General features: G+C 34.4%; 1 protein-coding gene and 1 pseudogene. Both read left to right on the forward strand.

Annotation, left to right across the window (positions count from 1 at the left end; genetic code table 11):
* Positions 1 to 187: 187 nt before the first annotated feature.
* Positions 188 to 4,474, forward strand: a complete 4,287-nt coding sequence (locus PY479_RS17435; protein ID WP_275484530.1) for an EAL domain-containing protein — start codon at positions 188 to 190, stop codon at positions 4,472 to 4,474.
* 113 nt (positions 4,475 to 4,587) lie between these two features.
* Positions 4,588 to 4,813 (forward strand): annotated as a pseudogene (locus tag PY479_RS17440) (hypothetical protein); the annotation flags it as partial.

A 4,813-nucleotide genomic window follows, 5' to 3' on the forward strand; every position in this document is an offset into this window, starting at 1 on the left:
GGCGACTTATCTGATCGCTCATTTCACACTGAGTTCCCTTCGCAGGTGATCTACACTTCGGAACAGCTATTTAGTATCGCCGATAGCATCAAAATAGTGTCATGAAAAAGTTAAACTTTGACAAACACTTTACTTTCTGAAAGAGTTAACTTTCAGAGACTTGGCATCCACTATAAAAGATTACATTATGCCTGAAAATTCACTTTCAAAGTTGCTGTGTCTATTCACCCTGATCTCATTGTTTCTGACAGCAACGTGCCGCGCCGACGAAAATGTGGAAGAAATACCGTTCCATCCCGACGTATTGCTTAGTTATGACAGTTATGGTGTTTCTGATGGGTTGTCACAAAGTACTGTTACCTCAATTACTGAGGATGATGATGGCTACATCTGGATCGGAACATTAAATGGACTAAATCGTTTTGATGGAAAGGACTTCAAAGGGTACTATGCTAGTGAGGACTCCAGATTAAAGAGTTCTTATATAAAAGCAGTTTTATATTCAAGTGATTTTGATAAATTATTTGTAGCTACAGATGAAGATTTATATTTTTTTGACAAAAACACAGAAAAATTTACTAGCTTTGGAATAAATGAAAATATATTAAATATAAGCAAATCTCCCAACAGCATAATACTTATAACAGATACTTCAAAATATAAAATAGATAAAGAATATAAAATAAATAAATTCAATGTAAATATCAAAAACTCTGACATAAAAAATATAACATTCTATAATAATAATGTCTATATCATAACATATGGGAACAAACTAATTTACAACGGAAATATTATTGCAAATAATGTAACAAGCATATCCTGCACAAAAGATAATGTTTATATTTTAAAAAATAATTTATTATACAGTGTTAGCAATGATCATCTTACAAAATTTTCAGAGTTAACTTTCGAACATATATTTAGTGATAAAGATGAAATATATGTGACTCATGATAATACTTTTTACAGCGTAAGTAATGAAAAATTATTAACATTGATTGGTTCTATAGCCAATGTTTCATCATCGAATTTAATATTATACAAGAAACTAAAAAATGGAATATTAATATCTAATGTAAGCAATGGATTTATCTACATTAGAGAATCAAAAAACCTTATAAAAATACTTAGGAATAATAAAAATCCAGTTTGGTCAATAAAAAATAATGAAAACAAAATTGTTATAACTGGAAATTCAAAATCAATTTATGTTTACGATAAAAACTTAAAGAAAATATCAACATATAATGCAGATGACATTGGTGCGAAATCAGCAGTTATTGTAAATAATAACTTATACATTGGTGAAAAAAGTGGATTAAAAAAAATAAATATAACGGATAATAAAATTGATTCAATAATAAACGAACCCATATCAGCAATTAAAGTATTTTCAAATTCTATTTATGTAGGAACAGCATATGGGTTATTATACAAGTTGGATGCTAAATCTGGAGATGTTGAGAAAAAAACTCAAATCTCCATGCAAAATCCAATATTTGATATTTTACCGGATAATAATGATACCTATGTCGCCAGTCAGGATGGTTTATTCATCGTCACAAACGATAACGTAAAAAATATTTTTAATAATGACATTGTTTTTTGTATAACAAATAAGAATTCTGAAATATTTTTTGGAACACGTTCTGGGATTTATAAAACTCAAAACAGTGGAAATGTAACTAGAATATTTGATCAAACAAAAAAACCAATATTTTCCATATTAACAAAAAATGATCTTATAGTAGCATCATCAATTAAAGAGGTCGTATTAATAGATCGTAAAAACAATTCAAAAATATTATTAAACACAAATTATGGTTCACAATCAGAATATAATACCCAAGGTATAATTAGCTATAACGGCGGATTTCTTTTAGGGGGAAATGAAGGTGTTAGCTATATAGATACTGATAAGGTAATTGATTATATCAAAAAGCATAACAAATCAAAATTACCAACAATAATTGACAATCTATTAATATTTAACTTACCTGAAAAAGTTGGAAGCGAAATATTAAAAAAACCAATATCCAAAACCAACAAAATAAAATTAAAGTATACAGACTACCCATTTACGCTTACATTCGCCTCTCCGAATATTGATATAAGTAAAAAAGATATAGAATACAACTATAAATTAAAAGGCCTATCCGATTCTTGGATTTCATCAAAAGGGATAAATTCAGCAACATATACAAATTTATCACCTGGTAATTATGTATTTAGCATCTATGCCACAAATCCTTTAACTCTTGAAAAAGGTAATATTACTTCATTAAATATCGAAGTAACCCCCCCGTGGTGGCTTTCAATCTATTCAAAAGCAGCTTACTTTCTTACAGCATCTCTAATTTTATTTATGTTACTAAAAGCATTTCTAAAGAAAAGAGAGACGCAAAGACAAATTGCTTTAAGTGAAGAACGTCTGAAACTTTCTTTGTGGGGAAGCGGCGATGAGATGTGGGACTGGGATATAGAATCTGGAAAAATTTTCCGTTCAAATATATGGGGAGCATTAGAATTCCCTAGAGATGGCCAACGCTCAGGTAAAGAGGGTGAAGAAAGTAATATTCATCCTCAGGATCAAGAACGTGTACGTGAAGCACTGAATAAACACTTTTACGGAGAAACCGATCATTTCGAAGCAACTTACCGAGTAAGAAGCAAAACAGGTGAATGGTTATGGATCCTCGATAGAGCCAAAATTGTTGAGCGTGACGATAAAGATCATGCTACGCGTATGACCGGAACCATCAAAAATATCAGTAGTTTTAAAACAGCTGAAGAACAGTTAAGACTTTTTGAAAGAGCGATAGAAAATATCTCTGAAGGTGTGTTTATTTTAGACACCGAATTTCAATTTGTAGAGCTTAACGAAGCCGCCTGTGATATTACCCGTAGTACAAGAGAAAAGACTATTGGTACAACTATACATTTTAGCCGTTATTCGGATGATTATAATAAGCAAATAAAACAACTTTTAAGACAACAGGGGCAGTGGAACACCGAAATTGAAGCTATTCGAGGAGACAATTCGATATTCCTGATGGAGTTGACCATTGACGCGATTTATGATGAGCAAGGGGTATTAACTCATTATGTCGGGGTATTTTCCGACATCTCGCATCGAAAACAACAAGAAGAGGAATTACGACGTCTCACTAACAATGATCTGCTCACTGGATTACCTAACCGTTCAAACCTGCAAGTGACACTCGAAAACTTGGTGAAAAAAGACCATCACCATACATTAATGATCCTTGATCTGGACAACTTTAAGAAGATTAATGACTCACTTGGCCATCAAGTTGGGGATGAATTGCTTTGTTTGGTTGCCTCACGAATCGCTAATATTATTCCTAAACATACAAGTCTCTATCGATTAGGTGGCGATGAATTTGCAATTTTAGTAGATAAAAACCCGGATATTGGCTCCAGCGCGTTAATTGCTAATGACGTAATTGAAGCATTCAACAAACCCTTTATTATCGCAGATGAAAGCCTTGTCGTTGGCGTCAGCATTGGGATTGTGCTGTATCCTGAAGATGAACAAAATGAGCAAGCGTTGCTTAGAAAAGCCGATATCGCGATGTATCATGCAAAATCAGCCGGTGGTAACCGCTATCAGTTTTATTCCGAATCGCTCAACCGCAATGCGCTAAGGCAATTAGAAGTCGAAAGCTTGATCCGAGAAGGATTAAAGGACGATCTATTTGAAGTTTACTTCCAGCCTAAAATTAGTTTACGTACTGGCAAGCTCGCCGGAATGGAAGCGTTAGTAAGATTAAATCACCCACTACATGGCATGATCCCACCAGGAGAATTTATTCCTTTAGCAGAGGAAACTGGCCTGATTGTTGAGATAGGTGATCTTGTACTCAAGAAAGCATGCTTCGCAGCGCAGAAATGGCGAGAGCAAAATCTATTTTCTGGTCGGGTGGCCGTCAATTTATCGTCACGGCAATTTGCATTACCGGATCTTCAAACGCGAATAGAGTCAATTTTACGACTAACACGCTTACCAGCTGCAAATTTGGAATTGGAGATTACTGAAGGGACAGTAATTAAACAACCTGAGAAAGCGATAAAAGTTATGCAACAATTGACTCGAATGGGTATCAGCTTGGCTCTAGACGACTTCGGTACCGGATACTCATCGCTTTCTTATCTAAAACGCTTTCCAATTCATACACTTAAAATTGACAAAGCCTTTGTGGATGATATCGACAAATCGGATCGTGACTTAAAAATGGTCGACTCAATTATCACAATTGCACATAACATGGGGCTTTCAGTGGTTGGTGAGGGTGTCGAACAAACCGCTCAGCTCAATATCCTACGAGCGCTTAATTGTGAAGAAATACAAGGGTTTATATACAGCAAGGCAATTTCGGAAAGTGATTTTACTGAATATTTGCGCCTTGATAGTATTGAAGCCGCTGATCAACAAAATGGAACCAATTAATTATTGATTTAACTGTCAAATTAAAGTTGGCATAACATCTGCTTTATTTCTCTTGTACAGCGTCAAAACTTGACCGCTAGCCGAGTAACTTACTGCATAAGAGAGATAAAGAGATGATGAAAAGAATATTTTTAACTGCGTTAGCTTTTGTCAGCGTTTCTGCTTTTGCTGTCTCGAGCTCTCAGTCAGTCAATACAAACGTTCGCGACATTAAATTTACTTCTACTGAAGTTGCTGGCGTTCCTTACATTCGACTGAAGCTTACTGAAGTCGCGGGTGTTCCCTACATTCGACTGAAGCCTACTGAAGTTGCTGGTGTTCCCTACATTCGACTGAAGC

It is taken from the genome of Shewanella sp. A32 (genome assembly GCF_029167175.1).
Lineage (GTDB): Bacteria > Pseudomonadota > Gammaproteobacteria > Enterobacterales > Shewanellaceae > Shewanella > Shewanella yunxiaonensis.